At 54.4% G+C, this 5,897-nt stretch carries 6 protein-coding genes and 1 pseudogene; 1 reads left to right on the forward strand and 6 read right to left on the reverse strand.

Annotated features, from left to right (window positions below):
* The 6 genes from ABX962_RS28015 to ABX962_RS28040 all read right to left on the reverse strand — a co-directional run.
* Positions 1–645 (reverse strand): response regulator (locus ABX962_RS28015; protein WP_372724399.1); only part of this gene is annotated, 645 nt, incomplete at its 3' end.
* Between the two features lie 205 nt (positions 646–850).
* A complete protein-coding gene (locus tag ABX962_RS28020; protein ID WP_372724401.1) occupies positions 851–1,609 on the reverse strand; it encodes an Hpt domain-containing protein in 759 nt (252 codons plus the stop codon).
* Between the two features lie 44 nt (positions 1,610–1,653).
* Positions 1,654–2,148, reverse strand: coding sequence for a hypothetical protein (locus tag ABX962_RS28025; protein WP_372724403.1), 495 nt, complete (start codon positions 2,146–2,148; stop codon positions 1,654–1,656).
* Between the two features lie 47 nt (positions 2,149–2,195).
* A complete protein-coding gene (locus ABX962_RS28030; RefSeq protein ID WP_008692616.1) occupies positions 2,196–2,465 on the reverse strand; it encodes a WXG100 family type VII secretion target in 270 nt (89 codons plus the stop codon).
* Positions 2,466–2,496: 31 nt separating this feature from the next.
* Complete coding sequence (locus ABX962_RS28035; protein ID WP_372724405.1) at positions 2,497–3,441, reverse strand: tetratricopeptide repeat protein; 945 nt, start codon at positions 3,439–3,441, stop codon at positions 2,497–2,499.
* 267 nt (positions 3,442–3,708) lie between these two features.
* Positions 3,709–4,527, reverse strand: coding sequence for a sugar phosphate isomerase/epimerase family protein (locus ABX962_RS28040; protein ID WP_372724407.1), 819 nt, complete (start codon positions 4,525–4,527; stop codon positions 3,709–3,711).
* Between the two features lie 773 nt (positions 4,528–5,300).
* Here ABX962_RS28040 and ABX962_RS28045 point away from each other — a divergent pair.
* Positions 5,301–5,897: pseudogene (locus ABX962_RS28045) on the forward strand (vitamin B12-dependent ribonucleotide reductase); the annotation flags it as partial.

Consider the following 5,897-nt stretch of genomic DNA (forward strand, 5'->3'; position numbering starts at 1 on the left):
ATCCATCGCATAATAACCGAGTGTCGAATCAATATGGCTATCGTAGATTTTGGCGAGATAAGGATGATCAAACTCTTGCATCACCTTGATCTCGTTGGCAAAACGGTTGAACACTTTTTCGGTTGCCAAATCGACTCGCAACACTTTTAATGCCACCGGACGCTGCGTAGCCACATGGACTGCTTCCCAAACGGTGGCAAAGGCGCCTTGACCGAGCACCTGTTTGACTTCGTAACCCTCCACCCTCGGCCGTGACCAACCCTCGGGTGGTATCGCTTCGATGATCCGTCGTGCTGCAGTTAAACGTCGTTTCAGAAGATCCAAGTCCGCAGGCTTGGTCATGTATTCGTCCGCCCCCGCATCCAACCCCGTCACCACATCTTGTTTCGTGTCGCGGCCGGACAACAGCATCACGTAGGTGTACGGACGCAATGTGTCTTCTTTAATACGGCGGCACACTTCGATGCCATCGACCTTGGGCATCTGCCAATCAAGCACCGCAATCCGCGGTGCATCCTCGTTCGACAAATATCGCAGCGCCTCCTCGCCGTCCTCGGTAATCACAGGAATAAACCCCCATGACCGGACGTTGGTCTGTATCACCTTCAACCACAACGGATTGTCTTCTGCAATCAATAACTTCATGCCGCTCATTGTATCGCATGCCATCCAATGCAAGCAGCAGCAATTGAGTGAATTCAGCGTGGAAGTTTTACCGTTGCAAGGCAGCGAGGTAGCAAGCGTGTGACGCGGCGAGATCAAATCGACAACGCGGTGGGCCACCGCTACCTAATTTATCCCTTGGTCCGCACGTCGACGTTCGTGTCGCCGAGTCGATTGGGCTGCAAGCTTATTCTGTATGCTCTTCCGCCAGATAGACATCCAGTGCATTGGACAGCCCCGCGGTCAATCGGCAAATCGCTTCGAATTGCGTTTCGACGTGACGCAACTCGTTTCGCTCCCCCATTTTTTCGAGTTTTAGGACTTCGGCAACGCATCCACTTGCTCCGAACAACGCGACGGAACCTTTCAACACATGTGCCGCAGCCTTGATCATTGCGCCATCGCGTGCTTCGACGGCATCGCCAACGGCGTCGAGTTGCCGACGCGATTCGACTTGAAACATCTCGATCAACTTGCGGACAAACAGACGATCGCCCCCGGTGTTCTGCAACATGGCATCACGATCAAATTCAACGGATTCGGTGCCTGGTTTGTCCGGCGACACGCTTTCTCTCGCTTTTGCTTGATTAAGGATGGATTCGATCGCGACACGCAATTCCGTCATCGAAACCGGAGTCTGCAAACGGTGGCGAATCCAATCCGAGGACGCATCAAGTGCGTCGTACATTCCATCGGGGACTGCCACTAGGATAACCGGTACTGCAGCGATCGAGGGATCGTTCTCGAGTTGCTGACGCCACTGCCTCCCCTTTTTTGCCAAAACGCCTGCGCTCAGCAGAATTAAGTCGTACGGAGGTTGAGATGGTTTCAAAGCTCGCAATTGTTCGACCATCACGGTCGCACTGGCGCACGGGAATGTCGACAATGACCACTGCGATAATCGATCGCACAACGATTGCGTGTCGACTGGGTTGTCGCCAACCACCAGCACGTTTCGGCCCCGAAAATTCGAAATGGAATGCGTTCCTTCTAAGGTTCGTTTTGGCGTGTTTGTTCGGCGTACACTCGCAACTGATCGACCAAGCTCCCAAGCTCGCGTGCGGCTTGCGGCAACATCGTATCGCAGTGCTCGTTCAAATCCGCAAGCGGGCCTCGTAAGTCATCACAGACCTTGGAAACCTCGATTGCCCAGGAACGAAGCTGCCGACGTTTATCTTCGCAATAACGAAGTCGACGCTCGGCCTTCTGCACCCGTGCAACCGCTTCGCTGGCGGCCGGACGGTCTTCGGGTCGCAGCGACGCACGTTTGCGAGCCAAGTCATCTTTGGCCTCGTTGATCTCTCGCTCGGCCAGTTGCAATTGATGACGCCAGTACTGGGGTTGGGTTTGCGAAAAATATTGTTCCGCCCGCTGCACCATCGCCCGCAATTCTTGGATCGTTTTCGACCAATCATCCGACAACCGCAAAATACCAACCTGCATCGCCGCAAGAGAATCGATATTGCGAACATTACTGGTGGACATGGTTGTCACCGCCGAACCGGAAAAGACGAGGTGGGATCTGCATAAGTTTAGCGTCCAAGGTAGGCGTCGATTTGCTCGGCTTTTCGCATCAAGTAAGGCACATGCTCTTCGGTCGATTGGATCAGCCGCGAAATCTGCCGCATCTGAGTCGTGAACTCTTCGCCAAACTTGCGCTGCTGTTCATCACGCCATGTTTGTTCAAGTTGGTTCATCTGAGACGCGAGCATGGTCGACCGCTGTTTCATCTCTTCGGCAAACCGGTGCAGGTGTGCTGCGAATTGACGCAGTTGTTCGGGATCAACGACAGCTTGGTTCATGACGGTAAGCCTTTAAAAAAGCAGAGGATCTTCAATTAGCATGTTTTTTCTTTGCCGCTGCGGAGTGTTTCACTAGATCCTGTTCAACGATCGCGAGATGACGTTTGTAATGCTCGAGCGTCAGATCCAAACCAAGTCGTTCAGCCGTTTCGCACAACAATTTCAGCGCCGCGAATCGAATTGGCAGCGGGCCGACGACGGCGCGGCGAAGCCCCGCAGCCCGAAGCGCTGCCATCGCTTGAACGTCCTGACCCAGGCTGAGTAAACATTTCCCTTTTAGCAGATAGGCCTGCGGCGAAAACTCATCAAACTCAACGAGTTCGTCAATGACCCGGATCGCTTTGTCATGTTGTTCGGAATCAATGTAGGCCTCGGCCAACACCAATCGTAAATGGCGTAGGGAGGGATCGCGTGCCAAACGCGCATCACACACTTCGATTCGGCGATACGCCCAATCCTCTCGACTTCGCTTCATCTCGCGTTCGACTTCGGTTGTTTTTAGTCGCCCCGCCAAATCGCTGACCTCGCGATATTGCTGCAGCGACCTCGCCAACTTGGCCTCTTCGAGCTCCCATAGCAACGACATGTCCTCGGGAAAAATCCGCACCGCTTCGGTGAGCACACGTTTGGCCTCGTGCGGCCGATCCTCTTTGCGATAGATCGCCGCTAACTCACGAAACGCGTTCTGATCCGTCGGGCACGATCGCAAATGCACCTCGAGTTCCTGGCGACGCTGACGAGTCAATTTTGGATTGTCCTGCGGCTCGCTCGGCGTCGCGTCGACGGGCATGTTCTTTCGCAATAGTTCCTCCGGACGCACCGGTCGCCACTGCCCGCCATCCATTGGATTCGGAGCCGCCGCAGCCGAGGGTCGCGAATCGCTGGACAATGCAGCCGCAGCGGTGCGTCCAGCAGGATCTTCCGCCGAGGAGCTCGTCGACGGTTCTTGATCGGATGGCTCCGTGGGTTGTGACATGCCGATCCGCACCCTTCCGATGAAGTTGATGAAGCGAGAGAAGATCCGTACATTGTGATCGATTGACAGCCCAAGAGCAACTTAGCTTCCAAGGTCGCCTGTCGCTGATCCGATCATCACGTGCGGTGACTACCAACTCACCGCCTGACTAACGATCTTCACCCCCCGCAGTGCCAGCATGTAAGAAAGTAACGGCATGCGAGAAAGTAACGGCATGCGAGAACGTAATGGCATGCGAGAACGTAATGGCATGCGAGATGCCATGCGCTACGCTTGAGCGGCCAGCATGTTTTGCATGCTTTCGTTAACCAACCGCTCGACCCCAGGCGAGTAGTCAAACACTTCCACACTGACCCATCCGTCGTACCCCACTTTGTCGAGCGCGGCAAACAGGGGGCGGAAATCAATTTCTCCCATGCCTGGCCCCAGTAAATTAGGGTCATTCGCGTGAAAATGGATCATCCAATCCGCATTGTCCTGAATCACCTTGGCGATCGGATCGGGTTCGGTGCTCATCGCCTTGACGTCCAGATGCAACCCCACCTGCGGGCTGCCGATCATCGCTTGCAATTCCCTCGCCTCGGCAGCCGTGTTCAAAAAGTTCCCCTCTTGAGGCCCCAACGGTTCTAAGGCGATTTTGACATCGAGCTCTTTTAGCAAGTCGACGCACCCGGAAATCACCTCCGCTGCGTTTTCCATCGCCTGCGGCATCGTTTGGCCCTCGGTCAAATTCCGCTGCTGCGGCGACCCCAGCACCATCAAACGCCCTCCTAAATCGCTGCACAACTGAACCAATTCCCTCAAATAGGCCGCAGTCCGTTTGCGGGTTTCCGCATCCAAGGTCGTCAAGTGGAACCCTTCGGTCTTGGCGAGCAGCCAATGCAACCCAACGATCTCGAGCCCCGCCGAAGTGACGGTCTCGCGATAAGCGTCTCGTTGCCCCTTGCCAAACGAACGGAGATCGTCGGCAAGCATAAAGGGGGCGACTTCCCACCCCGTATACCCCGCTTCCTTCGCGAATTTCACCGCTCGCTCGAGAGGCCAATCTTGAAAAGTCTCATTACAAATTGCGTAGCGTCGTGTCATTCGATTCGTTCCTGTTCCACTCAGTGAATTAGCACAAAGTATCTTGCCTTCTCAAAGACGAAAGCGATACCCCCAGCCATCCTGCTGGGCCCCCTTCCTGCTTTCGCATTGAATGGGTGGTGTTTATAGCGGTGCGGCGCAAACCGCCCGGTCTATCTCGCACGTTTATTCACGCCGTAACCGACGGGCCCCGCGCCACGGCGATACCAAAGTAGACGGTGTGTGGCACCACGTTGGTGATCACCCGCACAGTCCCCAGTTTGCCGCAGTGTCGCTGTACCCCGGATCTTTTTCCAAAATCCGACCAGATTTCTAAATCAAATTTTTTAATGCTAGCAAAATTCACTAAACCTTAAACAGCAAACCACTTAGGGATTTTTGGCCAGGAAAAACGTGATTCGATGGTTGTCGAAGGGATGATTGTAAACCGTTGTTCAGCCATGACTTAAGGATCAATCAAAATTCGGTTTGACAGGCCTGACGCAATCCCTAAGATTCGCGAGTCGCCCACATGTAGTGTGGTTTCGCCGCGATCGGCACTACGGGTAGTGATGGCATTAACGTTTAGAGTGACGCTGCGTTATCGAATAAGATATCGGGTTGAATCGGTTAATCCCCCCCGTGAACGCAAAATAAGCACCCACGCGTGCAGGCGACAAAGTTCATTTCTCATATCAATTTGGTAAGTATCCGACGTTTCGCGAGGATCGCGACTTAAATCTTGGCGATCGGTACAAGCCCCACGGACGAACCCCTTTAGGAGTCTCAAAGCGATGGCATCGGTTCTATCTGAACGCACCCACGAAAGCTCAAGCTCGACCGTCAACGACCCTGCGTTGCAACGCGTGAACGAGCAGCACGGCGTGGAGTATGCGCGATCAAAATTTGGCAAAAAGCTCCGCTCGCGAAACGGGGCCGATGTCGCGGAGGGGCTGAAGATCGATTCCGTATTCTGTCCTGACGATGGCGAGACTCCGTTTGCGACCACGCGTTGGGAATTGCGAAGCGCGACGATCAAGGACGAAAGCGGTAGCGCGCTGTTCGAGCAGAACGACTGTGAAGTACCTGCCAGCTGGACTCAGCTCGCCACCAACGTTGTCGTATCCAAGTACTTCTACGGCGATCCCAAAAACCCAGGCGAGCGAGAGCGAAGTGTTCGCCAATTGGTCCACCGCGTCACCCGTACCATCGCCGATTGGGGACTCGAAGACGGCTACTTTGATTCACCTGAAGATGGCGAGCGTTTTTACCGCGATTTGACATGGCTTTGCTTGCATCAACACGGTGCCTTCAACAGCCCCGTCTGGTTCAACGTCGGATTGCACGCCCAATACAACGTCGTCGGTTCAAAATGCAACTGGCACTGGAAC

Origin of the sequence: Novipirellula sp., from assembly GCF_041583735.1 — a bacterium.
GTDB lineage: Bacteria > Planctomycetota > Planctomycetia > Pirellulales > Pirellulaceae > Novipirellula.